We start from the raw sequence: 26,593 nt of genomic DNA, 5'->3' as shown, positions 1-26,593 counted from the left end.
TCAAACACTGACGATTTCGCTGCAATGCAATCGATTGCACCTTAGGGGAGGAAATTGTCTGTTTGCAAGTCGCAGTGCACGAAAGCCGATGCTGCGGGGCACAACTCCGCAGGAATCGCGGAAAAAGAAAGCCCCGCATGAGCGGGGCTTTCTTTTCTGCTGCGAACGAGCGTTCGATCAGAACGGAATATCGTCGTCAGCGAAGTCATCCATCGGCGGCGCCGACTGCTGCGGCTGCTGCGGACGCTGCTGGCCGTAGCCGCCGCCCTGGTTGCCGCCCTGGTTGTAACCACCGCCCTGGCCGCCACGCTGGTTGCCACCGCCGCCGCCGCCGTATTCCTGGCGCGGGGCCTGCTGGCGCTGCGGGCGCTCGCCGCCAGCGAAGTTGCCGCCGCCGCCACCGCCGCCGCCTTCACCGCGGCCGCCCAGCATCTGCATTTCGTCAGCGACGATGTCGGTGGAGTACTTCTCCACGCCGTCCTGGCCGGTGTACTTGTCGTAACGCAGGCTGCCTTCGACGTACACCGAGCTGCCCTTGCGCAGGTACTCGCCGGCGATCTCGCCGAGCTTGCCGAAGAACACCACGCGGTGCCATTCGGTACGTTCCTGCTGGTTGCCATCCTTGTCCTTGCGGACGCTGGTGGTAGCCAGGCTGATGCGGGTGATCGCCATGCCGCTCTGGGTGTACTTCACGTCCGGGTCGTTGCCGAGGTTGCCGACCAGGATGACTTTGTTGATGCCGCGCGCCATAGGTACCTTCGTCCGTTGTCCAGGGGCAGGCCGCCAGTGATAGCACGTCCCCGGGCGGGGGTGCAGAGCGCTGGGGTCGCCCCCGGGAAATTTGGGGGAATACGAGAACGGGTCATCTTACCATCCCCTCGGCCGACACCTGGGTCGGGAAAGCCCCCGGCCATGGCCGGAATCCGGCCTGCAGCCCCCCGGGCAGGGCACTGCGCGCGCCCTGCCCCGGCGCGCGGCGCCAGCCCATCGGCGCCCCATGGCATCATTCCCCGATCATTTCCCTGCCGGCCCCCATGACCATCAAAGGCAAAGCCACCTCCCTGGACATCGCCCACCTGGCCGGGGTCTCCCAGCCCACGGTGTCGCGGGCCCTGCGCGGCAGCCCGATGGTCAACGCCGAGACCCGCGAGCGCATCCTGCGCATCGCCCGCGAGCTGAACTACAAGGTCGACAAGAATGCCTCCAGCCTGCGCCTGCGCAATGCCGGCACGCTGGCCCTGCTGTTCTTCGAGGACCCGACCAACGACGACTCGCTGATCAACCCGTTCTTCCACTCGATGCTGGGGTCGATCACCCGCGCCTGCGCGCTGCATGGGCAGGACCTGCTGGTGTCCTTCCAGCAGCTGTCCACCGACTGGCAGGCCGATTACGAAGACAGCAACAAGGCCGATGGCATCATCCTGCTGGGCTATGGCGACTACCACCAGTCGCGCGACCGCCTGCAGCGGCTGGTGGAACAAGGCACCCACTTCGTGCGCTGGGGCGCGGCCCTGCCCGGCCAGCCGGGGGTGTCGATCGGCAGCGACAACTTCCAGGGCGGGCATGACATCACCGCCCACCTGCTGGAACAGGGCTGCCGCCGCATCGCCTTCCTCGGCCATGCCTCCAGCCATTACCCGGAATTCCAGGAGCGCTATCGCGGCCACGTCGAGGCGCTGCGTGCGCATGGCCTGACCGCCGACCCGGCGCTGCAGCATGATGCGATCACCACCGAGGCGTCCGGGCATGAGGCGTGCCTGTCACTGCTGGCCCAGGACCGTTCCATCGATGCGGTCTGCGCGGCCAGCGACCTGATCGCCATCGGCGCGGTGCGCGCGCTGCGCGAGCAGGGCCTGCGGGTGCCGCAGGACGTGGCGGTGACCGGCTTCGATGACATCCCGCTGGCAGCCTCGGTGTCGCCACCGCTGACCACCGTACAGCAGGACACCAAGCAGGCCGGCCAGTTGCTGGTGGAGAAGCTGCTGGCGCTGATCGGCCGGCAGCCGGTGGAAGGCCAGAGCATTCCGGTGAAGCTGGTGGTGCGCGAGTCCTCGCTGCGCGCGTAGCCCTTCGGTGGCGCCAAGCCATGCTCGGCATGCATGCGTGGGACGCAAGGCCGACGACAGCCGGGCATGGCCCGGCTCTACAGGACCTGCATCGCTACGCGCCGCCCGGCATGGCCGTGCGTACCGCCATGCTGAACTCATCCAGCAGAAAGGGCTTGGCGATCATCGCCATGCCTTCATCGAGGAAGGCCGCGCGCTCCTGTGCCTTTTCCGCATAGCCGGTCATGAACAGGATCGGCAGCGCCGGCCGCGATTGCCGCGCGATCTCCGCCAGCTGGCGCCCGTTGAGCCCCGGCAGCCCGACATCGGTGACCAGCAGATCGATGCTCTGCGCCGACGTGAGGATGGGAATCGCCGCATCGGCATCACCCACCACCTGGGCGTGGTAGCCCAGGTCTTCCAGCACCACCGTCACCAGCATCCGTACCTGCTCGTCATCCTCCACCACCAGGATGGACTGGCCGGCGCCGCGCCGGATCGGCTGCGAAGGTGCAGGCGCGTCTTCCACAATGGCCTCCGACAACGGAATGAACAGCAGCACCGTCGTCCCTTCGCCGACATTGGACTGGATGGCGATGTGGCCACCGGACTGCTGCATGAAGCCGTACACCATCGACATGCCCAGCCCCGTTCCCTTGCCGATGGGCTTGGTGGTGAAGAAGGGCTCGAAGGCGCGCTCGACCACTTCCGGCGCCATGCCGGCACCGGTGTCGGCCACCTCCACCAGTGCGTAGTCACCGGCAGGCACGGCCGTGTACTGGCCTTCCCTTACGCTTACCGACGAGGCACGCAGAGTCAGATCGCCGCCGTCCGGCATCGCATCACGCGCGTTGATGGCCAGGTTCAGCAGCGCGCTCTCGAACTGGTTGGCATCCAGCGTGGCGTGCAAGGGCAGCGGCGAGGGTTCGGCGTGGATGCGCACCGCCTCGCCCAGGGTGCTGTGCAGCAGGTGCTGCACCGAAACCAGCAGCGTGTTGAGCTCCACCGGACGCGCATCCAGCGACTGCCGCCGCGAGAACGCCAGCAGGCGCTGGGTGAGTGCCGCGGCACGCTGGGCCGAGGCGGTGGCGGTGTCCAGGAAACGTTCGAGGTCGTCGACCCGGCCCATGTCCAGGCGCAGCCGGACGATGTCCAACGCGGACAGGATGCCGGTCAGCATGTTGTTGAAATCGTGGGCGATGCCGCCGGTCAACTGGCCGATCGCCTCCATCTTCTGTGACTGCCGCAATGCAGCGTCGCTGGCCTCGCGCGCCGCCATCTGCGCTTCCAGTTCACGGGTGCGCTCGGCCACCATCGCCTCCAGCGCGTGCGCGTGCTGTTGGCTGCTGGCAAGGGCCAGCTTGGCCGCGGTGATATCGGTGACGAACACGTGGAAGCCGTCGATGCGCCCCTCGCCATTGCGGCGGGGCGAGTAACGCACTTCGCAGTCCCGGCGCCCATACAAGCGATGTGGCCAGACGATCTCGAACATGGCCTCGCGACCGGCCAACGCGGCTTCCATCGCCGGGCGACGCTGCTGCCATACGGTCTCGCCGATGACCTCGCGCACATGCGTGCCGATCACTTCGCCGGTAGCCAGTTCGAACCAGTTTTCATAGGCCTTGTTGGCGAAGCGGAAGCACAGCGAGCGGTCCACGAATGCGATCAGCACCGGCATTGCATCGGCGATCAATCGCAGCTCGGACTCGCTGCGCGCCAGCGCCGCACGGCCATCGGCCAAGGCGGTGACCTGGTCGCGCACCACGAACTGCTTGCCGCGCGCGCGCAGCGCGCCCTGCACAGCGCTGAGCAACGACATGCTGCCCAATGGCCGGTCCATCTCCACTACGTTGATCGAGCCGGGCAACAACGGTTCACGGGTGGAACGCCGGTAGGAACGCGCCGAGCGCAGCAGGATGAACGGAATGTCCGACCAGGCCGGCTGCTGCTGCAGCGCCTGCAGCAGTACCTCGCTGCCGCGTGCCACCGCTTCCTGGGTGACCACCACCAGCCCGGTGCAGTCATCGAGTTGCTCAGCCAGCACTTCCAGGCTTGGCGCGATGCCCGTCCTCAACCCTGCGCCGGCCAGCACCGCCGCGATGCTGTCGGCATCACGGCCGAAGGGAGCGACGATACGGACAACGGTGCCGCCCTCATCGCTATCGGACATCGGACTGGCCCAGCAGCGCTGCGCTGTCGCCGACGAACTCCGGCGTGCCGGTGAGGATGCCCTGGAAATCGGCCAATGCGGCACTGACCGTGATGCCGCGCCCGTCGATCTTCAGTTCGCGGATGGTGTCTTCATGCGCACCGCCGCGGTTCTTGATCACCGAGATCGCCTTGCGGATGCGTCCCTTGGCTTCGAAGAATCGGAACAGCACCACCGCATCAGCGATGTAGGAGACATTGAGGCTGCCGGTGGACATGGTGCCGACCAGCCCATGCTGCGGGTTGATCATGAAGGTCGCCACACCCTTCTGGTTGAGGTAGGACAGCATCTCGTGCAGCTGCAGCATCAGCTGTTTTTCCTGCGGCATGGCGGTCACGTAGCCGTTGAGGCTGTCGATCACCAGCACACGGCAGTTGCGCTCCTCCACGGACTTGCGCAGGTTCCAGGAGAACTCCCCGGGCGACACTTCGGCCGGGTCGATCTGCAGGATCTCCAGCAGACCGGAGCGCAGGTGCTTTTCCAGATCGATATCCAGCGCCGAAGCGCGTGCCAGCAGCGTGCCCACGCGCTCGTCGAACTCGAAGATGCAGCTGCGCTCGCCGCGCTCGCAGGCCGCCCACACATACTGCAGCGCCACGTTGGTCTTGCCGCTGCCGGCCGGGCCGGTCAACAGGGTGGAGGTACCGCGCAGCGGACCGCCGCCCAGCAGCCGGTCGATCTCGGCCACGCCGCTGCTGATGGGCGTTCCGACGAACCGTCCGTGATGTTCCGAGGCGATCAGGCGGGGGAAGATCTGCACGCCACCGCGACGGATCACCATGTCGTGGTAGCCGGCAACGAAATCGACGCCCCGCAGCTTCTGCACCTGCATGCGGCGCCGGGCAGGGCCGAAGTCCAGGGTCAGGCGTTCCAGCGAGACCACGCCGTGGCACAGGCTGTGCAGCTGGCCGTCGCGCTCATCGCCGGTGGACGTCAGGTCGTCCACCAGGAAAACCGTCGCACTCTTGGGCGCGAAGAACTGCTTGAGTGCGAGGATCTGCCGACGATAGCGCAGCGAATCCTGCGCCAGCAGGCGCAGTTCCGACAACGAATCGAACACCACCCGGGTCGGCCCGATGCTGTCCACCTTGGACATGATCAGGTTGACCGTCTCGTCCAGCTCCATTTCCCACGAATGCAGCACCGACTGCAGGCGGCCATTGCCCATTGCCCCTTCGGCCGAACCCAGCTCGAACAGGTGCAGGCCGTCCAGCGACCAGCCGTGCGCCAACGCGACTTCGCGCAGCTCCTCGGCGGTCTCGGACAGGGTGATGTAGAGGCAGCGCTCGCCGCGCCGCAGGCCTTCCAGCAGGAACTGCAGGGACAGCGTGGTCTTGCCGGAGCCCGGCGGCCCCTCAAGCAGGTACAGCCGCGCCTGCGGCAGCCCGCCGCCAATGATGCTGTCCAGTCCTTCAATTCCGGTTGTGATCCGCATGCGTGCCTGCATCGACGTCGACGTTTGAGGGGAAAAGCCTATCGGCGCCCCTGTCGACGCATTGTGTGATCCAGCGCACCGCTGTTAACGCATTCAGGAAGATTTCACGACTCCGCCCTGCCCCGCCACCAACGGCGTCCCCTGCGCCAGCTCCACGCCAGCATCACCACCACATAGAGTGCCAGCAGCAGCTGAAGCGCTGGTTTGACGATAAACAGCAGCCACAACCAACCATAGTCCGCGTCAGTCACTTTCATCTGAAGGCCCGGTTCCAGGCCCAGTGTCGCGGTTTCTCCGCGCAGGCCAGGCCCGACCTCCACAACGGTGATCTTCAGGTGCAGGTTGCCAGCACCCAGCGTAAGCGGCGAGGCCAGTGGCGGCCACTGGAAATCGGTGGGCGATGCGCTGGGTTCGTCCGGCGTAAATTCGCGCGTCACCTCACCCGAGCCATGCGAACTGACCGGCATGGCCCGATAGATCGCGTGCCGACCGTCATGCTCGACTTTCAGCCTGATCGGCTCGCCGGGCGTGCGGAAGCGCAGGAAACCGGCGTGCTGACTGTTCTGCCAGTTGCCAAGCACGGGGTCCGGCTGGTCGTAGTCCGGCGGGGGACGCTGGAACGTCAACGACAGCTGCGGCCGCCCCGGCAACAGCCGCTCGGTTTCCAGCGTCAGCTGCGTGCCCGGTTCCAGCAGCAGCGGTGCGGATGCGTAATGCGTGGCAGTACGGAAATCGGCCAGCGCCAGCGCCGACCCGATACTGAGGGAGATCAACAGCAACCAGCTTGACCAGAATGCGATGCGCACCGGATGTCCTTTTCCGCGTCGGAGCGTGAACGAGTATATCCAGCCCCCACCCGTTGGGACGGCCATCGTCTGGGGCACCATGACCAAAGGGGCATGACGCCGCCCCCGTTCAGCGCGATAAACAGCAGATCAACACACGGAAAGGTGTACGTCGCATGCTGAAGATCGATTCGCTATCCAAGACGTACGCCAACGGCGTACACGCGTTGAACGGGGTCACCCTGGATATTCCCCGCGGCATGTTCGGCCTGCTCGGGCCCAACGGCGCGGGGAAATCCTCGCTGATGCGCACGCTGGCCACCCTGCAGGAGGCCGACAGCGGCAGTGCCACCCTGAGCATTCCGGGTGAGTCGCCGATCGACGTGCTGCGCGACAAGGATGCCGTGCGCCGCCGGCTGGGCTACCTGCCGCAGGATTTCGGCGTGTACCCGAAGGTCAGCGCGCTGGACCTGCTGGAACACTTTGCCGTACTGAAGGGCTTGACCCAGCGCGGTCAGCGCCGCGAGGTGGTCGATGGCCTGCTGCAGCAGGTGAACCTGTGGGATGCACGCAAGCGCAAGCTGGGCACCTACTCCGGCGGCATGCGCCAGCGCTTCGGCATCGCCCAGGCGCTGTTGGGCGACCCGCGCCTGGTGATCGTCGACGAACCCACCGCCGGCCTTGATCCGGAAGAGCGCAACCGCTTCCTCAACCTGCTGGCGGCCATCGGCGAGAACGTGGCGGTGATCCTGTCCACCCACATCGTCGAGGACGTGACCGACCTGTGCCCCACCATGGCGATCATGAACAAGGGCCAGGTGCTGCTGACCGGTCGCCCCACCGATGCGATCGAGGCATTGCAGCAGCAGGTCTGGCGCAAGCAGGTGGAGCCTTCCGAACTGGCCGACCACGAGGCGCGCTACACGGTGCTGTCCTCGCGCCTGGTGGGCGGCCGCCCGGTGATCCACGTGCACAGCGCCAGCGACCCCGGTGATGGCTTCACTGCAGTGGCCCCCGATCTCGAGGATGTGTACTTCCAGCGCCTGCGCCTGCAGGCGCGTGCCCGTGCAGCCTGAGCGGAGCACACCATGATCCTCACCTTCTTCCGCTTCGAGCTGCGCGAGCAGCTGCGTTCGCCGCTGCTGTGGCTGCTGGCGTTCCTGTTCGCCGCGCTGGCCTTCGCCGCCGCCTCCTCCGAAGCCGTACAGATCGGCGGCGGCGTCAACAACGTGCACAGCAATGCGCCGATCGTCATCGCGCGCTTCATGGGCATCTTCACCATGATGGGCATGCTGGTGTCCACGCTGTTCGTCAGCAATGCACTGCTGCGCGACTTCGAGCTGGGCACCTCGGAGCTGATCTTCGCAAGCCCGATCAAGCGCCGCGACTACCTGGCCGGACGCATCCTGGCAGCGATCTGCGCCAGCCTGGTGGTCTACCTGATCATCGCGCTGGGCATCTTCCTGGGGCCGTTCATGCCCTGGGTGGACAAGGCCCGCGTCGGCCCGGTTTCGCTGGCCAGCTATGCCTGGACCTTCACCTGGATCGTCCTGCCCAACGTGTTGTTCACCACCGCCCTGCTGTCGCTGCTGGCGGCGCTGACGCGCTCGATCCTGTGGGTCTACATCGGCCTGGTCGGCTACTTCGTGCTGTATGGCGTGAGTGCCTCGCTGCTGAGCGATATCGACAACGTCTGGGTCGCCACGCTGACCGAGCCACTGGGCATGCGCGCGCTCGGCCGCACGGTCCGCTACTGGGCCGCCGAGCAGAGCAACACCCGCCTGCCCGAGGTGGCGGGCTACCTGCTGGCCAACCGTGCCCTGTGGCTGGGGGTGGCCGCCGTCTTGTTCACCGCCACTTTCGCTCTGTTCCGCACCGAGCGTACCGGCAGTGGGCGCAGGCGTTGGGGCCGTCGCCAGGCCCTGGCCAGCGCCGATGCGCCGCGACCGGCGGCGATCACCGCGCCGCGCGTGCGCCCCCGCTTCAGCGCGGCAACCGGCTGGCACCAGTTCGTGCGCCAGGTGCGCTTTGACACCCTCGGCGTCCTGCGCGGGGTGCCGTTCATCGTGCTGCTGGTGCTGGGCCTGGCCAACTTCATCCCCGCCGCCCTGCACCAGAGCGCGGTCTATGGCACGCCGATCTGGCCGGTCACCACCGAAATGCTGGCGGCCCTGCAGGGCGCCTACAGCTGGCTGCTGGTGATCATCGTGCTGTTCTATTCCGGCGAACTGGTCTGGAAGGAGCGCGCGGTCCGCTTGAACGAAGTCAACGACGCCATGCCCGTACCCAACTGGGTACCGCTGCTGGCCCGGCTGACCACCCTGGTGGTGATCGTCGCCTGCTTCCAGGCCATCGGTGCGGTGGTGTCGATGGCCATGCAGCTGGTGCAGGGCTACACCCACCTGGAGCCGCTGCTGTACCTGAAGGTGCTGGCCCTCGGTTCGGTGTTCTATGTGCTGATGGGCGGCATGGCGCTGGTCCTGCAGGTCCTGACCAACAACAAGTTCTTCGGCTACGCGCTGTTGATCGTGGTGATGATCGCGCAGGTCGCGCTGGGCCTGCTGGACTACACCCAGAACCTGTACAACTTCGGCAACTGGCCCAACGCCCCGTACTCGGACATGAACGGCTACGGCCACTTCCTGCCTGGGCAGCTGGTCTTCCAGGCCTATTGGGGCCTGCTGCTGGCCGCGCTGCTGTTCCTTGCCTCCGCGTTCTGGGTGCGCGGCGTCGGCGCCAGTGCGCGTGACCGGTTGAAGCTGGCGGTACGTCGCCTGCGCGGTCCGACCGGCGCGGGATTTGCCGTATCCCTGCTCGGCTTTGTCGCACTCGGCGGATGGTTGTACTGGAGCACCAACATCCGCAATGAATTCCTGTCTCCCGACCAGCAGCGCGACCTGCAGGTGCGCTACGAGCGCGAGCTGTCCAAGTACAGGAACCTGCCGCAACCGCGCATCATCGCCGTCGACAACCGCGTGGACCTGCATCCGGAAACCCAGTCGATGGTCATCGATGCCGACTGGACGGTGCGCAACACCCATGCAGCCCCGATCAGTGACATCCACATCGCGATGGGCGATGACCGCAATCTGGTCAAGGTCGACCTGGGCGGGCAGACCCTGGCCTTCCATGATGTCGACCTGGGTTACCGCATCTACCGCCTGGCCACGCCATTGCAACCCGGCGAGCAGCGCCAGGTGCATTTCCGCGTCGAACAACGACCCAAGGGCATCACCGCCGGCCAGGCACCCAGCAACATCGTGGACAACGGCACGTTCTTCAACAGCACCCTGCTGCCGTCATTCGGCTACGACCCGCGCGGCGAGCTGGAGGACCGCAACGAACGGCGCAAGCGCGGGCTGGGTGAGCCGACCCGCATGCCGAAGCTGGAGGATGAAGCAGCACGTGCCAACACCTACATCTCCGACGATGCCGACTGGCTGGACTTCCGTACCACCATCTGCACCGCACCGGACCAGGTCGCGCTGGCCCCGGGCTACCTGCAGCACGAGACCACCGTGAACGGCCGCCGCTGCTTCAGCTATGCGATGGACCGGCCCATGCTCAACTTCTACGCCTATCTGTCGGCGCGCTGGCAGGTGAAGAAGGGCATGTACAAGGACATTCCGATCGAGGTGTACTTCGACCCGGCCCATGCCTACAACGTGGACCGCATGATCGAGGCGGTGCAGAAGTCGCTGGCCTACTACGAGGCGAACTTCACGCCCTACCAGCACCGCCAGGTGCGCATCATCGAGTTCCCGGGCTACCAGAGCTTTGCCCAGTCCTTCGCCAACACCATCCCCTACTCCGAGTCGATCGGCTTCATCGCCGACCTGCGTGACCCGGACAAGGTGGACTACGTGTTCTACGTCACCGCGCATGAGATCGCACACCAGTGGTGGGCGCACCAGGTGATCGGTGCCAACGTGCAGGGCGCCACGGTACTGTCCGAATCGCTGTCGCAGTACTCGGCGCTGATGGTGATGGAAAAGGAGTACGGCCGCGCGCACATGCGCCAGTTCCTGAAGACCGAACTGGACCGCTACCTGGCCGGCCGTGGCGGCGAGCGCATCGAGGAACTGCCGCTGGAACGGGTGGAGAACCAGCAGTACATCCACTATCGCAAGGGTTCGCTGGTGTTCTACCGCCTGCGTGAGGAAATCGGCGAACAGGCGCTGAACCGCGCCCTGCAGCGCTTCCTGCAGGACAAGGGCTACCAGCAGCCGCCGTACACCACCTCGCGGGAGCTGCTGGACTACCTGCGTGCGGAGACCCCGGCCGACCGCCAGCAGCTGCTGAGCGATCTGTTCGAGAAGATCACGCTGTACGACAACCGGCTGGAGACCGCCAGCGCGCGCAAGCGTGCCGATGGCCGCTACGACGTCACCCTGAAGCTGCACGCCGCCAAGGTCCATGCCGATGGCCAAGGCAAGGAAACGCCGGCCGCGCTGGACGACTGGGTCGAGATCGGCGTGTTCGCCAACGGTCCCTCGGGCAAGGAACGCGACCAGAAGGTGCTGTACCTGCAGCGCCATCACATCACCACGGCAGCGCCGACGATCACGGTGACGGTGGATGCCAAGCCGGACGAGGCCGGTTTCGATCCGTACAACAAGCTGATCGACCGGGTGAGCGAAGACAACCGGCGCAAGGTGACGATGTGATGTGAGTGGCGGTGCCGGCCTTCGGGCCGGCACCGACCTTCTACGGCATCCACGCAGGGCGTGGATCTACTGGAATACATCCATGCGCGGCGTGGATGCCGTAATGCCCGGTTGACGCCCTGGGCTACGCTGCGGGGCCCTGCGAACCGGCCTTCGGCCCCAGCACCGCCAGCAGCACGTAGATCACGATCGACGCCACGGTGCCGAGTGCAGCCAGCAACATGAAGGCAAACTCCGAACGGCCCTGCAGCCCTGCCCAAACGCCCAAATGCCAGGCAGCGCCAAGATTGATCAGCCAGGCGATGACGAACACCGGCCACTGCACGATGCCGACCGCGCTCAGCAATGGCGCGGCGATGAGGGCTGCGACGATGGCGCCGATCAGGAAGACCAGGGCAAGACGGGAATGCCGGGCCGAGGCGGTGCTCATGCGCTCAACCCGCGGACCATCACCAGCACCGGGAAGCCACGCGTGTCGGACTCGACAACGGGCTTCCACCCCAATCGCGCATACAGACCACCGTCCAGCGACTCGGTCTGCAGGTAGAGCTGCGATATGCCCATCGACCGGGCCTGCTTCACTGCGTGTTCGACAAGCGTGCTGGCCAACCCTCGCCCGCGTTGGCTGTCGGCCACATACACGCTTCCCAGCCAGTGCTCATACTCGGGAAAACCGGGCATCTCACCGCGCTTGAGCTGCACGGCACCGACCACCTGCCCATCGTCGATTGCCGCCAGCAGATGCGGGAATCCCTGCGCGTCCTTGGGCTTGCGCAGCCGCAGACGCTCATCTTCCAGAGTGAAGCCTGCATCCTGTCCCCACTGCGCGTGATACCACTGCGCCAGCTGCTCGCACTCCGGCGCTGCCGGCGCCAGCATCCTGAACTCCATGGGTAACCTCGCTGTCCTGATCGTCCTTCAGGAAAGCATGCTTCACCCCTGCAGTCACTGCAAATCGTTGCAATCAATCCAACCGTGCATGGGATCGGCTCCCCGGCGATATGCACCTCAGCCCTGCGAGAAGTCCTTCAGGATCTCACCGACGCCGCTGGGCGAGATCTCGAAGCCCAGCGTAGTGCCCGGGTTGATCACCACGCCGTAGCCGCCCGGCACGCGGCGCAGCACGTCCAGCATCAGCCAGCGGACCTGATGCTCGGCCTGCTGGCTGTAGATGCCCACCCGCGCCGGATCGGTGAACACGGCCACGTGCAGGGTGCCCTGCTTGTCGAACAGCAGCGGATCGAAGCCACTCCCATCGGGCGTGACCAGGCTGCCCGTCAGCAGCACCACCTGGGAAGCAACGAAGGCCTCCATGAATGCCCGGATCGGCACTGTTCCGTCCATCGCGGCCTTGAGCAGGGTTTCGATGGGAGTCTGCGGGGCAAGGTCGGTCATGGCAGTACGAGCGCGGCATCAGGGGGTGCCTATTGTGCCGGATGCCGCCACACCAGGTAGTGCCGGCCGCTGGCCGGCAACTGCACTGGGTCCAACGACGAAGAGGCTGCCGGCCAGCGGCCGGCACTACCGTTTCCGCTGGTCACTGCGCGGTCAGCGCTTCAGTCGCTGGTCGCGCGCCAGCTGGTCTGCCATGGCCTTGTCCAGTTCGGCCTGCAGGGCCGGCTGCTGCACGTCCGCATCCAGCACAAACACCTTCACCCCGTGCGCCGGCACCTCCGCCTTCAGGCTGCCCTTCACCGTCACCTGGCCACCGTCCAGCGCGTCGCGCCAGAGGCCGGGCTGCAGGTAGCGGTCCACGCTGAAGGTCTTCGTGGCATCGCCCTTGTTCAGCAGCACCAGCGCGGTCTGCGCCACGTCGCCATGCTGCAGCACACGGAAGAACACCGCTTCATCGCCCTGCAGACGTTCGTTCACCTGCAGGCCGCGCTGCAACGCCGGCGTACTCTCGCGCAGCTTGGCGATGCGCTGCAGCGGGGCGAAGATCGGGCTCTGCGGGGCTGCATCCACCCGCGGCTGGCCGAAGTAGGCACGGTTGCCGGCGTGCTCCGCACGGCCGCGCATGAAGCCGGTTTCCGATCCGTAATAGACCACCGGAATGCCGCGCGCGGTGAACAACCAGTTGTGCGCGTCGATGAAGCCGCTGTCGCTGGCCTGCAGGCGCGGCATGTCGTGGTTGTCGTAGAAACTCATCAGCTCGTACGGGTTGGCGTACGGGCCACCGGTCAGGTGCAGCGGCTCAGCCAGCGTTTCAAAGCCCTTGCCGGCGCTGCCGAAGGCCTGCTCCAGCGCGCCGCGCAGCGGGAAGTCGAGCACGCTGACATTGGCGTTGGCCGGCCAGGTGTGTTCGGCGATGCTGGCGGCGTTGTAGTCGAACGCTTCGCCGAACATGAACATGCCCGGATGCTGCGCGCGGATGCGGTTGACGAACTCGTGCCACCACGGATGCGGCAGCCAGCCGATGGTATCGATGCGCAGCGCATCCACGCCCTGCGCGGTCCACTGCAGGTACGCCCCCACCAGGTAGTCCATCACTGCCGGGTTGGCCTGGTTGAAGTCGCTCAGCTCGGCCAGGTTGCCATCGAAGATTGAGCCGTCCTTGCTGTCGACCGGACCGATGTTGTTGTAGAACGCGTGCAGCGGATTGTGTTTCGGGTCCAGCTTCTGTGGCGGCAGGTTCTGGTGGTCGGCAATCAGCCTGCCGTCCTTGTCGAAGATCTGGCCGAACTGCGGCTGCCGCTTGGGCATGGTCCAGGCCGGCGATCCATGGTTGCCGACGATGTCCAGCACCACCTTCAGGCCGGCGCCGTGCAGGCCCTTGGTCAACCCGGCAAAATCCAGGTCCCTGCTCGGCAGGTGCTCGTCCAGCGTGTAGAAGTTGATGCCCCAGTAGCCGTGATAGCCGGTCTTGCCACGGTCGGTCAGGGTGCTGGTACAGCTGATCGGCTTGCTGCCGGTGAAGGCTTCGTCCGGGTTGTCGACGATGGGGGTGATCCACACCGCGCCGAAACCGAGGTTGCGGATGTAGTCGGCATTGTCGAGCACACCACGGAAATCGCCACCGAGATAGCCGATGTTGCCGTCCACCTTGTCCGGGCATGGCACAGGAATATCGAAGGTACGGTGCTTGCCGCCCTGGTCGCGATGGTCGTTGGACGGATCGCCGTTGACGAAGCGGTCGGTGACCACGAAGTACACCGCGTCACTGGCGAACGGCTCGGTGGTACCAACATAGGCCGGGCGTGGCGCAGCCGAAGCATGGCCAGCGAACAGCACAAGGGATACAGCAGCAGACAGGGCACCACGCATCACACCACCTCCGGACGGGACGGAACCCGCAACACGCACAGACCGGCAATCAACAGACTGCAGCCACCCAGCACCAGGACATGCATCGGCTGGCCCCCCAGCCATGCGCGCAGGGCGAAACCGAGCGCGCTGGCCGCGACCAGCTGCGGGATCACGATGAAGAAATTGAAGATGCCCATGTACACGCCCATCTTCGCTGCCGGGACGCTGTCCGACAGCAGCGCATAGGGCAGCGACAGGATCGAGGCCCAGGCAAAGCCGACGCCGACCATCGACAGCAGCAGCCACTGCGGATCGTCAATGAACATCATCGAGATCAGCCCTGCCCCACCCAGCCACAGGTTGACCAGGTGGCTCCAGCGCAGGCCGATCGCCCGCACCATCGGCGGGATCAGCAGCGCGGCCAATGCGGCGAAACCGTTGTAGGCACCGAACAGCACGCCCACCCAGTTGGCACCTTCGTTGTAGGCCGCCGATTCGACATCGGTGGAGCCGAAATGCATGCCGGCTACTGCGCGCGTGGTGAAGATCCACATCGCGAACAGGGCGAACCAGGAAAAGAACTGCACCCAGGCCAGCCGGCGCATGGTGATCGGCATCGCGCGCAGGTCGCCGACGATGGCGGCCAGCATGTGTGTGCCCGGTAGTACCCGCGCCGCCGCCAGCAGCGCGCCGTAACCCGCGCACAGGCCGGCCAGCACGTACAGCATCTTGTCGCCGTGGCGCCACGCGATCAGTACCGCCAGCAACGCGCCGAGACCGAGCCACAGCGCAACCTGCGTCCACGGCGCGGGCCCGGTGACCGCGGTCCCGGCGTGATGCGCCGGTGGTTCGGCATCATCGAAGCTGGCCAGCTCGTCGGGCGAATACTCACGGGTGCTGACCACCGTCCAGGTGATCGCCGCCAGCAGCACCACCGCGCCGAAGTAGAACGCATAGCGCACGGTATCGGGTACCTCGCCCGCCGCTGCCGTGTTGGCAACGCCGAAGTGGGCCAGGATGAAAGGCAGGAAGCTGGCAACGATCGCGCCGACGCCGATGAAGAAGCTCTGCATGGCATAGCCCGCCGGGCGCTGCCGCGGTGCCAGCTGGTCGCCAACGAAAGCGCGGAACGGCTCCATCGACACATTGATCGAGGCGTCCAGCACCCACAGCGTGCCGGCCGCGATCCACAGCGTCGGCGAGTTCGGCATCACCAGCAGGGCCAGCGTGGTCAGCACCGCGCCGATCATGAAGAACGGGCGGCGCCGCCCCCAGCGTGTCCACGTTCGGTCGGACAGGTAGCCGATCACCGGCTGCACCAGCAGGCCGGTCAGCGGTGCGGCGATCCACAGTCCGGGCACCGCGTCCATGTCCGCACCCAGCGTTTCGAAGATGCGGCTGGCGTTGGCGTTCTGCAGGGCAAAGCCGAACTGGATGCCAAGGAAGCCAAAGCACATGTTCCAGATCTGCCAGAACGACAACTGCGGCTTTGCAGGACGGCTCATCGTGCGTCCTCTGCTGCCGCCACCGGCGCAATCTTCAGCGCCTGCACCTGGGCCTGGTTCAGCACGCCATCACGACCACCCTTGCCGCCGGTGTAATGCGCGAAGTGCTGCAGCGCGCTCATGTTGAAACCCTCTTCCAGCGTCACCGTGCAGCGGCCTTTGGGTACCGCCAAGGTTGCCGCGGTCGAGTCCTGCGCCGCCGCGCTGTGCGGCAGCGTTACCGTGTGCCGCTGCGGAGGGCCCTTGCACTGCACGGCCAGCTGCTTCACCGCCGCGGTCACACCGGTGTTGATCGGGCCGTTCGGGTTGCTGTACTGCAGGCGCAGGCGCACGTGGCCCGCCCTGGCTGCATTGAACTGCCATTGCCGGCTGCCCCGCAGCACCTGCTGCGGGCCGACGCAGACCATCGGGCTGTGCAGGGATTCCAGCGCACCTTCACGCCGGGTCAGGCTCAGGCAGTGCTGCAGGCCATCATCGCCGACGCGCACCTGGCCCTTGCTGGCCGTGGCCGCGACACCGTCCTGCCAGAGGACCTGGCCGGCAGCCACCGCGACCGACCAGCCCTTGCCACTGCGCTTTGCCTGCGGTGCCAGCGGCGTGGCCGGTGCCCGTGCATTGGCATCGGCACGCGGCACATCACGGCTCACGGCTGCCGGCGCAGCGACCAGCTGCACGGTGGTCGTGGTGCCGCGCGTACGCGTTTTTCCCGCGATCAACAAGCCAGCGCCCACCTGCTTCGGGCGCTCCAGCACATAGCGCTTGCCGCCCGCCTCCAGACTGATCCGCTTCTGCTTTCCGAACAGCTCCGGCACCAGCTCGGCCGGCAGCTTGGGCTGCACGCGACCGTCGTCCTGCACGCCGAACACGCCTTCGGTGACCATCGACAGATAGCCGGCCACCGACCACAGCTGGCGCTCGGAGTTGACCACCGGCCCGCTCAACGCACCTTCGTCCACGTGCACGGCCTGGCTGACCAGCTCGTAGTTCTCCATGTTGGAACCTGCCAGCGCCGCCCCTTGCATCAGCGAGCGGATCTCGGCAGCGATGCGCGGCGCATCGTCCACCTTGCGCGCCGCGCGCAGCGAGTACGCGCTGACGAACGGCCAGATCGCACGGTTGTGGTAGATCGGCTGCTGCGCTTCCTGCGGCCACACCACCGGGCTGCCGGCAGCGCCCATCGGATAGCCCGCCAGCGCACGACGCGCACGTTCAGTGGGCAGCACGTCGGCGAGGATGCCCAGCGACAGGCCGAGCAGATCGATCTTGGCGTACGGCACCGGGTGCGCCGCCTCGCCGATGTAGCTCATGTACTGGCCCATGTCTTCGCGCCAGAAGCGCGCGTCGATCTGCACCGCCAGTGCATCGGCCCAGGCCCTGTACTGCTCGCTGCGCTCGTCGCCCAGCTGCGCGGCCATCTGCTGCGCCAGGCGCAGCGCCTGGTAATGCAGCACGTTGGTGGACAGCGCGTAGGAATCACCGATGAAGCGCACGTCCTCGCGCGTCCAGTCCGGATAGGTCTGCTCGCGCCAGTCAAGGAACGAGGTCTCGCCGCGATACAGGCCCATCTGCGGGTCGAAGACCATCGCCCGGTCCTGCGCCAATGTGCGCTGCAGGGCCTGCCAGACCTGCTCGGCAAACGCAGGATCATCCAGCAGGTGTCGGGCAGCGAGGAACCACACCACGCGGTCGCTGCTGATCGGCCAGCTGCCACCGGAGCCGGTGTCCTGCGCCACGAACAGGCCGGGCGTATGCCCGTCGCGCGCAGCCGACAACTTGAACTGCAGCGACTGACGGGTGCGCTTCGGGTCCAGCTTCGCCAGCGCCAGATCGGCTGCAAAGCTGACGTCACGCGTCCACACATACGGCCAGCGCGCGCCGGTCTGGAAGCACTCGCACGGTACCGGACGGCCTTCGTCGAAGGCCGGATCGCGGATGGCATCCACCCGGTCCTGGTCCATTTCCTGCTGGGCCAGCGCGAACAGCGCATCGAACATCACGCTGCCGGTCTGGCTGCGCATGGGCGCGGCGGCGATGCGCACCTCACCCTTCGGTGCATGCAGCACGAAGCTGCCCTTGGCAGCGGATTCGGCGCGCGCCTGGCGGCCGTCGAATGTCAGGTCGGCCGCGTGCGCGGTCGTCCCCAGCGCTGCCCCCAGGGCAGCGGTCAGGCAAATGATCTTCAGCATCGAAGCGGCAGACCGGCTTGCGCCCGTCGACCTCCCTCCCTCTCTGCACCGTTGTGGGTCCGCACTGCCGTTGCCGGCGTGCGGGCGCGGCACCTCCCTCAAGGTGCCCTGGCCCCATGGTAGACGCGGGGCTGTCGACTGCGTCCAGCTGCATACGTATTCATGGCGTGCAGTACCGGCAGGCCTGCCGGGCTGGCTTATGGTCCGGGTCTGTCAACGGCGCCTTGGGAGGGGAAATGCCGACGTCACCCACAACGGTACGCGCAGTGTTCGCGCACGCTTTCGGCCTGGCCCTGCTGGGATGGGCCACGCTGGCACAGGCGGCACCGCAGATCGCCAGCGTCGAATCACCGGACAAGGTGCTGAAGGTCAGCCTGGTGCTGGACGGCGGTACCGCGCGCTACCGCGTCGAGCGCCTCGGCCAGACCGTGGTGGCCGATTCGAAGCTGGGTTTTGAACTGCGCGATGGTCGCCTCGACCGCGACTTCAGCCTGCTGGCGCAGGAACGGCGCAGTGTCGATGACAGCTGGGAACAGCCCTGGGGCGAGCGCCGGCTCACCCGCAACCACTTCAACGAACTGACCGTGCACCTGGCCGAAAGCACCGGCAGCAAGCGCCGGCTGGACCTGGTGTTCCGCGTCTACGACGACGGCCTGGGCTTCCGTTACGTATTCCCCGAGCAACCGAACCTGCGCGAAGCGATCATCGATGACGAGCTGACCGAGTTCGCCATCGCGCCGGAGTCCACCGCATGGTGGATACCTGCGGGCGAGCCGATCCATTACGAATACCTGTACCAGCGCACCCCGCTGCGCGAAGTGCCGCTGGTGCACACGCCGATGACCCTGCGCAGCCACGACGGCCTGCACGTGGCCATCCATGAGGCGGCACTGGTCGACTACGCGGGCATGTGGCTGCGCCGCACCGAGGGCCAGCGCCTGCGCGCCCAGCTTTCGCCTGCGGCCGAAGGCTGGAAGGTGCGCCGCGCCCTGCCCTTCGCCACGCCATGGCGCACCCTGCAGATCGCCGACCGTGCCGGCGGCCTGGTCGAGTCCGACCTGATCCTCAACCTCAACGAGCCCAATGCGCTGGGCGATGTGAGCTGGGTGAAACCGGCCAAGTATCTGGGCGTGTGGTGGTCGATGCACCTGGATGAAGAGAGCTGGGCCACCGGACCGAAGCATGCGGCCACCACCGCAAAGACGCGGAAGGTGATCGATTTCGCCGCCGCGCACGGCTTCCGTGGTGTGCTGGTGGAGGGCTGGAATCCAGGCTGGGACGGCAACTGGGTCGGCAACGGTTACGACTTCGACTTCACCCGCGCCACGCCGGATTTCGGCATCGAATCATTGTCGGCGTACGGGCTGAAGAAGGGCGTGCACCTGGTCGGCCACCATGAAACCGGCTGCGCGATCGAACACTACGAAGACCAGCTGGGTGCTGCGCTGGATCTGTATGCGCGGCTGGGCGTGGACCAGTTCAAGACCGGCTACGTCTGCGACGACGGCCAGGTTGATCGCCGCAATCCGGCCGGCGGCCCGCTGTGGCGCGAGTGGCACGACGGGCAGTTCATGGCCCGCCATCACCTGAAGGTGGTGCAGGAAGCCGCCCGTCGGCACCTGTCGGTGAACCCGCACGAGCCGATCAAGGACACCGGCCTGCGCCGCACCTACCCGAACTGGATTTCCCGTGAAGGCGCACGTGGCATGGAATACAACGCCTGGGGCCAGCCACCGAACCCGCCCGAGCATGAGGTCAACCTGGTGTTCACCCGCATGCTGGCCGGGCCGATGGATTACACGCCCGGCATCCTCAGCCTGAAGGGCCGCCACGGCCAGGCCATTCCCAGCACGCTGGCCCGCCAGCTGGCCCTGTATGTGGTGCTGTACAGCCCGATCCAGATGGCTGCCGACCTGCCCGAGCACTACCTGCAGCACCGCGAAGCGTTCCGCTTCATCGAGGACGTGGCGGTGGACTGGGAGCAGAGCCGCGTGCTCGATGGCGAGGTCGGCGACTACGTGACGATCGTACGCCGCGACCGCAACAGCCGTGACTGGTTCCTGGGCAGCATCACCGACGAGAACGGCCGCGTGCTGCCGGTGTCGCTGGGTTTCCTGGAGCCGGGCGTGCGCTACCGCGCCGAGGTCTACCGCGATGGCGATGGCGCGGATTTCCGCAGCAATCCCTTCGCCTTCAAGCGCGAAACACGCGTGGTCAGCAGCACCGATTCACTCACCCTGGTGCTGGCGCCGGGCGGCGGACAGGCCATCCGCTTCACCCCGCTGTGAATGCGCAGGTAGTGCCGGCCGCTGGCCGGCATCGTTGCGACGTGGATGGTTGCCGGCCAGTGGCCGGCACTACCGGAATGATGATCTGGAAGCGATTACAACCCTGCAAACGCCATTGAATACGTATGCAGGGTGATTCCCACGAAGAACGCGCTGCCTACCATAGCGGCGACGACAGCGGCCACCGCGTCGCACGTCCTCGACACCATCGGGACGACCACGAATCGCACTACAACATTGCCTGGGAGGGGAAAATGTTGAACCACAAGCGCAGTGCGCTGAGCATCGCGTTGGCCGTCGTACTGACGCCATCGCTGGCAGCAGCGCAGTCCACGCAGAGCACGGCAACCCCGCCAACCGGCACCGCCGCCACCAACCTGGACACCGTGCAGGTCACCGGCATCCGTCGCGGCATCGAAAGCGCCATCGCCACCAAGCAGGACGCCACCTCGGTGGTCGAAGCCATCTCCGCCGAGGACATCGGCAAGCTGCCCGACGTCAGCATCGCCGAATCTATCTCGCGCCTGCCTGGCCTTGCCGCACAGCGTGTGGCCGGTCGTGCGCAGGTGATCAGCGTGCGCGGCCTGTCGCCGGATTTCGCCACCACCCTGCTCAACGGGCGTGAAGTGGTCAGCACCGGCGACAACCGCGGCGTCGAGTTCGACCAGTATCCGTCCGAGCTGGTCAACGGCGTGACCGTGTACAAGACCCCCGATGCAGCGCTGGTCGGCCAGGGCCTGTCGGGCACCATCGACATGCAGACCGCACGTCCGCTCAGCTTCCCCGACCGCGTCATCGCCGTCAGCGGCCGCTACCAGAAGAGCTCGTTGGGCCGCGCCGCCGACACCGACCCGTACGGCAACCGCTTCAGCGCCAGCTACATCGACCAGTTCCTGGACAAGACCCTCGGCATCGCCATCGGCTACGCGCACAGCGACATGCCGATCCAGGAAAACCAGGTGGGCCTGTACGAGCCGTGGACCACCGAGCACACCACCAACGGCAACCGCCCCGGTGTTGCCGCTGGCACCTACTTCACCGACGGCATCAAGGCGCTGCGCCGCACCGGCAACAACAAGCGCGACGGTGTGATGGCCACGATCCAGTTCCGGCCGAACAACAGCTGGACCAGCACCTTCGACGCGTTCCACACCGAAGCAGAGCAGATCGACACCGCCAACCAGTTCGAGCTCAACCTCAGCAACTACAACGGCAACTACACCCCGGGCCTGCTGGTCAGCAACCCGCAGGTCAACGCCAATGGCACCTTCACCGGTGGCACCGCCAGTGGCGTGTACCCGCTGGTGCGCGGCATGTACAACAAGCGCAAGGACAAGATCGATGCGTTCGGCTGGAACAACGAGTTCACCTTCGGCAGCGTCAAGCTGGTCGCTGACCTGAACTATTCCAAGGCCACCCGCGACGAACTGAACCTGGAAAACAACCTGCAGCTGACCCCGATGCCGCAGCTGGATACGGTCGGTGTGCAGTTCCGCCAGGATGGCTTCTCGCAGATCAGCCCGGGCCTGGACTACTCCAACCCGGACGCGCTGTTCCTGACCAACACCATCTACGGTTCTGGTTACGGCAAGGTGCCGAAGGTGGAAGACCGCCTGAAGGGTGGCAAGCTGGCCGCGACCATCGCCCTGCCCGAAGCAATGGCGTCGTGGGCACCGGATCTGGATATCGGCGTGAACTATGCCGACCGCCGCAAGGTGAAGACCCAGTCCGAAGGCAACATCCTGCTGGGCGCGCAGGGCGATGCCAACATCGCATCGGATCTGCAGTACCGCCCGGTCAACCTCGGCTTCGCCGGCCTGGGCACCATCCCGGCCTGGAACGTGCCTGGCGCGGTCGGTCGCTACATGACCTTCAATCCGGTCGACAACCTGGACTACCTGATTCCCAAGTCGTGGACGGTGCAGGAAAAGATCACCACCGCCTGGGCGCGCCTGAACATCAACACCGACATCGGCGTGGTGGGCGTACGCGGCAATATCGGCGTGCAGATGCAGCACACCGACCAGAGCTCGGACTCGCGCTACTGGGACAGCTCGCAGGCGGCCGGCAACAACATCCAGCCCTACTCGGACGGCCGCAAGTACAACGACTGGCTGCCCAGCTTGAACCTGGCCTTCATGTTCCCGCATGAGCAGACCCTGCGTTTTGCCGCAGCCAAGCAGGTCGCGCGCCCGCGCGTGGACCAGATGCGCGCGGGCCTGGAGTTCGGCGTGGATACCGGTACCGGTCGCCCCGGCGGCAGTGGCGGCAACCCGTTGCTGGACCCGTGGCGCGCCACCGCACTGGACCTGTCCTATGAGAAGTACTTCGGCGAGAAGGCCTACGTGGCCGCCGCGATCTTCTACAAGGACCTGAAGAGCTACGTCTACACCCAGTCGGTGGACAACTACGACTTCACCGGCCTGCTGGGCGACTATGTGCCGCCGCCGGGCATGGTGGTGCCGGTGCTGCCCACCGGCACGTTCTCGACTCCGGTGAATGGCAAGGGCGGCACCCTGAAGGGCCTGGAGCTGACCGCGTCGTTCCCGCTGGAAATGCTGACCGACAGCCTGCGTGGCTTCGGCGTGCAGGCCAGCGCGACCTTCAACAAGAGCGACATCCAGATCCTGGATCCGGAAAGCGCGTCCAGCGTGGGCACCGACCCGATCAGCCTGCCCGGCCTGTCCAAGCGCGTGTACAACTTCACTGCCTACTACGAGCGTAGTGGCTTTGAAGCACGCGTGAGCCAGCGCCGCCGTTCGGACTTCATCGGCGAGATCGGCAACTTCAACGGCAACCGCACCCTGCGCTATGTCGTGGGCGAGAACGTGACCGATGCGCAGGTCAGCTACACCTTCAGCGACAGCAGCAGCCTGCGTGGGCTGACCCTGCTGCTGCAGGGAAGCAACCTGACCAACGAGCCGTACCGCACCTACGCCGGCACCAAGGATCGCCCGCTGGAGTACATCGAGTGGGGCCGCACCTACATGCTGGGCGTGAACTACAAGTTCTGAGGTAGCGCCGGGCCATGCCCGGCGACAGGACACAGGGAACAGGACCGGAAACCCGCTGCGCAGGCAGCGGGTTTTCCTTTGTGCGCACAACGCGATGGCCAGTGAAGCGTGATCGGTACGGCCCCATCCACGCATGCCGTGGTTCTCCCCCGCCGCATCGCAATCGATGCGTGCCGGGCATCCATTCGGCACCCCCCTGCTAGATCCACGCCCTGCGTGGATGTCCTGCACCGGAACCGCGCCCACAAAAAAGGGACGGGGCGCTTCGGCCCCGTCCCCGCAAGTACCGCCACCGGAGAAATCGGTCAGCTGCGTCGTGCGCAATACACCGCACGCGGCGGCAGCTGCAGTTCATTGCCCTGCACCGTCCCCGCATCCGGGCCCGGCACAGCCACCTGCTGCCAGTTGCCCGCCGGCAGCGGATGGCTCACCGCTTCGGCCGACAGGTTGAAGGCCAGCAGGAGAGTTTCATCTGCAAGCATACGCTCGAACAGCAGCACTGGCTCGGCACTGTCCAGGAACCGGATGTCACCGTGCAGCAGGGCCGGCTGGGTACGGCGCCAGGCCAGGAAGCTGCGGAAGGCCGACAGCACCGAATGCGGATCCTGCGCCTGCACCGCCACGGCCGCCGCCTGGTGCTCGGCCGGGATCGGCAGCCACGGCTTGCCGGTGGTGAAGCCGGCCAGCGGCGCGTCGATCCACGGCAGCGGCGTGCGGCAGCCGTCGCGCCCCTTGAAGTTGGGCCAGAAGGTGATCCCATACGGGTCCTGCAGCGCCTCGAACGGCACTTCGGCCTCGGCCAGGCCCAGTTCCTCGCCCTGGTACAGGCAGACCGAACCACGCAGTGAACACAGCAGCGCCACCAGCATCCGCGCCAGGCGAGGGTCGGCCGGATGGCCACCCCAGCGGCTGACCGCCCGCTCCACATCGTGGTTGGACACCGCCCAGCACGGCCAGCCTTCGGTCATCGCCGCTTCCAGGCGCGAAACGGTGTCGCGGATGTAGGCCGCGCTGTAATCGTTGACCAGCAGCTCGAAGCTGTAGCCCATGTGCAGGCGGCCATCCTGGGTGTATTCGGCGGTGGTCGCCAGCGAATCCTCCGAGGAGATCTCGCCCAGGCTCACCGCCCCCGGGTACTCGTCCAGCAGGGCGCGCAGCTGCTCCAGGAACGGCAGGTTCTCCGGCTGGGTGTTGTTGTAATAGTGGTACTGGTAGGCGTACGGGTTGTCCGCGCTGAAGCCGCGGCCGACGCGCTTGTCGGCCGGCTTGGGCGGGTTGTCGCGCAGCTGCGCGTCATGGAAGCAGAAGTTGATCGCATCCAGGCGGAAGCCATCCACACCCCGGTCCAGCCAGAAGCGCACGTTGTCCAGGGTCGCCTGCTGCACCTCCGGGTGGTGGAAATTCAGGTCCGGCTGGTCCACCAGGAAGTTGTGCAGGTAGTACTGCTCGCGGCGCGGCTCCCACTGCCAGGCACCGCCGCCGAACAGCGACAGCCAGTTGTTGGGGGGCGTGCCGTCTTCGCGCGGATCCACCCATACATACCAGTCCGCCTTCGGGTTGCTGCGGTCCTGGCGGCTCTCGCGGAACCAGGCGTGCTCGATCGAGGTGTGGCTGAGCACCTGGTCGATCATCACCTTCAGGCCCAGGCCGTGGGCCTTGGCCAGCAGCCGGTCGAAGTCGTCCAGGCTGCCGAACAGCGGATCGACATCGCGGTAGTCGGCGATGTCATAGCCGAAATCGGCCATCGGCGATCGGAAGAACGGCGAGATCCAGATCGCATCCACGCCCAGCGCGGCGATATGGTCCAGGCGCTGGATGATGCCGGGCAGGTCGCCTACCCCGTCGCCGTTGGCGTCGAGGAAACTGCGCGGGTAGATCTGGTAGATGACGGCTCCGCGCCACCATGGATAGTGCGACATCGACAGCCCCCCTCCGGGCATGCGGGACCCGCTGGAAGCGGGCCGAAAACCAACTCCCGCAAGCTTAGCGGCGGCCCACGACGATGGCGCTGCCTGCATACGTATTCACGCCAGACGCCACGCCCGGTGGCGCGCGGCGGTGGCCTGGCCCCCGGTTTCCTCCCCAATTCACAGGCAACGCCTATAATCAGGGATGAGCCTGAAAGCCTGATCGCATGACCATCACTGAAGACACCCGTCCCGCCCTGGGCCTGTCCCAGATCCAGTCGCTTGCCGCAGCCGACATGGCTGCCGTCGATGCCCTGATCCGCCGCCGGCTGTCCTCGGATGTGGTGCTGATCAACCAGATCGCCGACCACATCATCTCCGCTGGCGGCAAACGCCTGCGGCCGATGCTGGTGATGCTGGCCGGCCATGCGGTCGGCGGCGCCGGCCCCGAGCACCACCAGCTGGCAGCGATCATCGAGTTCATCCACACCTCCACCCTGCTGCACGACGACGTGGTGGACGAATCCAGCCTGCGCCGCGGCCGCAGCACCGCCAATGCGCTGTGGGGCAACGCGCCCAGCGTGCTGGTTGGCGACTTCCTGTACTCGCGCAGCTTCCAGCTGATGGTCGAGCTGGACCGGATGCCGGTGATGCAGATCCTGGCCGACACCACCAACCGCATTGCCGAAGGCGAAGTGCTGCAGCTGCTGCACGTGCACAACCCGGATACCGACGAAGCCGCCTACCTGCGCGTGATCGAGCGCAAGACCGCGGTGCTGTTCGCCGCCGGCACGCGCCTGGGTGCACTGGCCAGTGGTGTCGATGAAGCCACCCAGCAGGCCCTGTACGACTACGGCATGCACCTGGGCTACGCCTTCCAGATCGCCGATGACGTGCTGGATTACTCGGCCAACGCCGACGAGCTGGGCAAGAACCTGGGTGACGACCTGGCCGAAGGCAAGGCGACGCTGCCGCTGATCCATGCCATGGCCCATTCCGATGAGGCCACCCGCCAGCGCCTGCGCGCGATCGTGCAGAACGGTGACGCCTCGGCGATGCCGGAAGTGCTGGCGGCGATCCACGCCACGGGAGGTCTGGAATACAGCCGCCGTCGTGCCGAGGAATATGCAGAGGCCGCCGAACGGGCGCTTGACGGCCTGGGCGACAACGATGCGGTCGCCGCCCTGCGCGGCCTGGCCCGCTACGCGGTACAGCGTTCGCATTGATGGATTCGCCGGGCACGGCCCGGCGCTACCGCGCGCGATCTGGTAGCGCCGGGCCATGCCCGGCGGACACGGACCTGCAA

General features: G+C 66.4%; 17 protein-coding genes. 6 read left to right on the top strand and 11 right to left on the bottom strand.

All coding sequences use genetic code 11. From position 1 onward, the window contains the following. Positions 1-177: 177 nt before the first annotated feature. A complete protein-coding gene (gene ssb / locus M2299_RS04695; protein ID WP_280883962.1) occupies positions 178-750 on the bottom strand; it encodes a single-stranded DNA-binding protein in 573 nt (190 codons plus the stop codon). Between the two features lie 284 nt (positions 751-1,034). Here ssb and M2299_RS04690 point away from each other — a divergent pair, with 284 nt between their 5' ends. Continuing rightward, entirely contained in the window at positions 1,035-2,066 is a 1,032-nt protein-coding gene (locus M2299_RS04690) for a LacI family DNA-binding transcriptional regulator (protein WP_032975883.1), read from the top strand. A 94-nt stretch (positions 2,067-2,160) separates the two neighbouring features. On the opposite strand, the gene M2299_RS04685 is transcribed toward M2299_RS04690, so the two are convergent. The 3 genes from M2299_RS04685 to M2299_RS04675 form a co-directional block, all read right to left on the bottom strand. Continuing rightward, positions 2,161-4,215 (bottom strand): PAS domain-containing sensor histidine kinase, encoded by a 2,055-nt coding sequence (locus M2299_RS04685; RefSeq protein WP_099842077.1) that lies wholly within the window; start codon positions 4,213-4,215, stop codon positions 2,161-2,163. Then, the gene (locus tag M2299_RS04680) at positions 4,205-5,701 is read right to left on the bottom strand and encodes an ATPase domain-containing protein (RefSeq protein ID WP_099842076.1); all 1,497 of its coding nucleotides are present in this window, start codon (positions 5,699-5,701) and stop codon (positions 4,205-4,207) included. Before M2299_RS04680 ends, M2299_RS04685 begins: the two co-directional genes overlap by 11 nt. 92 nt (positions 5,702-5,793) lie before the next feature. Further along, positions 5,794-6,495: a hypothetical protein gene (locus M2299_RS04675; RefSeq protein ID WP_280883961.1), complete on the bottom strand. Its 702-nt coding sequence runs from the start codon at positions 6,493-6,495 to the stop codon at positions 5,794-5,796. Positions 6,496-6,650: 155 nt separating this feature from the next. Between M2299_RS04675 and M2299_RS04670 the strand changes: the two genes are divergently transcribed. Together M2299_RS04670 and M2299_RS04665 are read left to right on the top strand one after the other, a co-directional pair. Then, a complete protein-coding gene (locus M2299_RS04670) occupies positions 6,651-7,550 on the top strand; it encodes an ABC transporter ATP-binding protein (RefSeq protein WP_059063355.1) in 900 nt (299 codons plus the stop codon). A 12-nt stretch (positions 7,551-7,562) separates the two neighbouring features. After that, positions 7,563-11,141 carry a M1 family aminopeptidase gene (locus tag M2299_RS04665; protein WP_280883960.1) on the top strand — a complete coding sequence of 1,193 codons (3,579 nt, stop codon included), beginning with the start codon at positions 7,563-7,565 and terminating at the stop codon, positions 11,139-11,141. 124 nt (positions 11,142-11,265) lie between these two features. Here the strand turns inward: M2299_RS04665 and M2299_RS04660 are convergent, their stop codons facing one another. From M2299_RS04660 to M2299_RS04635, 6 genes are all read right to left on the bottom strand, one after another. Then, positions 11,266-11,571: a hypothetical protein gene (locus tag M2299_RS04660; protein ID WP_033830565.1), complete on the bottom strand. Its 306-nt coding sequence runs from the start codon at positions 11,569-11,571 to the stop codon at positions 11,266-11,268. Beyond that, on the bottom strand, positions 11,568-12,032 hold the full coding sequence (locus M2299_RS04655; protein WP_280883959.1) for a GNAT family N-acetyltransferase: 465 nt from the start codon (positions 12,030-12,032) through the stop codon (positions 11,568-11,570). Before M2299_RS04655 ends, M2299_RS04660 begins: the two co-directional genes overlap by 4 nt. 117 nt (positions 12,033-12,149) lie before the next feature. Then, positions 12,150-12,536 (bottom strand): SseB family protein, encoded by a 387-nt coding sequence (locus M2299_RS04650; protein ID WP_025873957.1) that lies wholly within the window; start codon positions 12,534-12,536, stop codon positions 12,150-12,152. Positions 12,537-12,689: 153 nt separating this feature from the next. Beyond that, positions 12,690-14,405 carry an alpha-amylase family glycosyl hydrolase gene (locus tag M2299_RS04645; RefSeq protein ID WP_099783156.1) on the bottom strand — a complete coding sequence of 572 codons (1,716 nt, stop codon included), beginning with the start codon at positions 14,403-14,405 and terminating at the stop codon, positions 12,690-12,692. After that, positions 14,405-15,892: an MFS transporter gene (locus M2299_RS04640; protein ID WP_280883958.1), complete on the bottom strand. Its 1,488-nt coding sequence runs from the start codon at positions 15,890-15,892 to the stop codon at positions 14,405-14,407. Before M2299_RS04640 ends, M2299_RS04645 begins: the two co-directional genes overlap by 1 nt. Continuing rightward, positions 15,889-18,078 carry a Six-hairpin glycosidase-like protein gene (locus M2299_RS04635; protein ID WP_280883957.1) on the bottom strand — a complete coding sequence of 730 codons (2,190 nt, stop codon included), beginning with the start codon at positions 18,076-18,078 and terminating at the stop codon, positions 15,889-15,891. Before M2299_RS04635 ends, M2299_RS04640 begins: the two co-directional genes overlap by 4 nt. 236 nt (positions 18,079-18,314) lie before the next feature. On the opposite strand from M2299_RS04635, the gene M2299_RS04630 reads away from it, so the two are divergent. After that, a complete protein-coding gene (locus M2299_RS04630; RefSeq protein ID WP_280883956.1) occupies positions 18,315-20,366 on the top strand; it encodes a glycoside hydrolase family 97 protein in 2,052 nt (683 codons plus the stop codon). A 254-nt stretch (positions 20,367-20,620) separates the two neighbouring features. Then, a complete protein-coding gene (locus M2299_RS04625; RefSeq protein WP_099844225.1) occupies positions 20,621-23,380 on the top strand; it encodes a TonB-dependent receptor in 2,760 nt (919 codons plus the stop codon). 305 nt (positions 23,381-23,685) lie between these two features. On the opposite strand, the gene M2299_RS04620 is transcribed toward M2299_RS04625, so the two are convergent. After that, positions 23,686-25,299 carry an alpha-glucosidase family protein gene (locus M2299_RS04620; protein ID WP_154879587.1) on the bottom strand — a complete coding sequence of 538 codons (1,614 nt, stop codon included), beginning with the start codon at positions 25,297-25,299 and terminating at the stop codon, positions 23,686-23,688. A gap of 215 nt (positions 25,300-25,514) precedes the next feature. Here M2299_RS04620 and M2299_RS04615 point away from each other — a divergent pair, with 215 nt between their 5' ends. Then, positions 25,515-26,513, top strand: coding sequence for a polyprenyl synthetase family protein (locus M2299_RS04615; RefSeq protein WP_099842069.1), 999 nt, complete (start codon positions 25,515-25,517; stop codon positions 26,511-26,513). Positions 26,514-26,593: the final 80 nt, after the last annotated feature.

It is taken from the genome of Stenotrophomonas sp. 1278 (genome assembly GCF_029892765.1).
Lineage (GTDB): Bacteria > Pseudomonadota > Gammaproteobacteria > Xanthomonadales > Xanthomonadaceae > Stenotrophomonas > Stenotrophomonas indicatrix.
The sequence above is the reverse complement of the archived record's forward strand: the minus strand, read 5'-3'. Positions and strand labels throughout refer to the sequence as shown.

What these genes read in the sequence shown, in the direction of transcription:
- ssb (WP_280883962.1), bottom strand. Translation starts at nt 750, where the DNA reads ATGGCGCGCGGCATCAACAAAGTCATCCTGGTCGGCAACCTCGGCAAC.
- M2299_RS04690 (WP_032975883.1), top strand. Translation starts at nt 1,035, where the DNA reads ATGACCATCAAAGGCAAAGCCACCTCCCTGGACATCGCCCACCTGGCC.
- M2299_RS04685 (WP_099842077.1), bottom strand. Translation starts at nt 4,215, where the DNA reads ATGTCCGATAGCGATGAGGGCGGCACCGTTGTCCGTATCGTCGCTCCC.
- M2299_RS04680 (WP_099842076.1), bottom strand. Translation starts at nt 5,701, where the DNA reads ATGCAGGCACGCATGCGGATCACAACCGGAATTGAAGGACTGGACAGC.
- M2299_RS04670 (WP_059063355.1), top strand. Translation starts at nt 6,651, where the DNA reads ATGCTGAAGATCGATTCGCTATCCAAGACGTACGCCAACGGCGTACAC.
- M2299_RS04665 (WP_280883960.1), top strand. Translation starts at nt 7,563, where the DNA reads ATGATCCTCACCTTCTTCCGCTTCGAGCTGCGCGAGCAGCTGCGTTCG.
- M2299_RS04660 (WP_033830565.1), bottom strand. Translation starts at nt 11,571, where the DNA reads ATGAGCACCGCCTCGGCCCGGCATTCCCGTCTTGCCCTGGTCTTCCTG.
- M2299_RS04655 (WP_280883959.1), bottom strand. Translation starts at nt 12,032, where the DNA reads ATGGAGTTCAGGATGCTGGCGCCGGCAGCGCCGGAGTGCGAGCAGCTG.
- M2299_RS04650 (WP_025873957.1), bottom strand. Translation starts at nt 12,536, where the DNA reads ATGACCGACCTTGCCCCGCAGACTCCCATCGAAACCCTGCTCAAGGCC.
- M2299_RS04645 (WP_099783156.1), bottom strand. Translation starts at nt 14,405, where the DNA reads ATGCGTGGTGCCCTGTCTGCTGCTGTATCCCTTGTGCTGTTCGCTGGC.
- M2299_RS04640 (WP_280883958.1), bottom strand. Translation starts at nt 15,892, where the DNA reads ATGAGCCGTCCTGCAAAGCCGCAGTTGTCGTTCTGGCAGATCTGGAAC.
- M2299_RS04635 (WP_280883957.1), bottom strand. Translation starts at nt 18,078, where the DNA reads ATGCTGAAGATCATTTGCCTGACCGCTGCCCTGGGGGCAGCGCTGGGG.
- M2299_RS04630 (WP_280883956.1), top strand. Translation starts at nt 18,315, where the DNA reads ATGCCGACGTCACCCACAACGGTACGCGCAGTGTTCGCGCACGCTTTC.
- M2299_RS04625 (WP_099844225.1), top strand. Translation starts at nt 20,621, where the DNA reads ATGTTGAACCACAAGCGCAGTGCGCTGAGCATCGCGTTGGCCGTCGTA.
- M2299_RS04620 (WP_154879587.1), bottom strand. Translation starts at nt 25,299, where the DNA reads ATGTCGCACTATCCATGGTGGCGCGGAGCCGTCATCTACCAGATCTAC.
- M2299_RS04615 (WP_099842069.1), top strand. Translation starts at nt 25,515, where the DNA reads ATGACCATCACTGAAGACACCCGTCCCGCCCTGGGCCTGTCCCAGATC.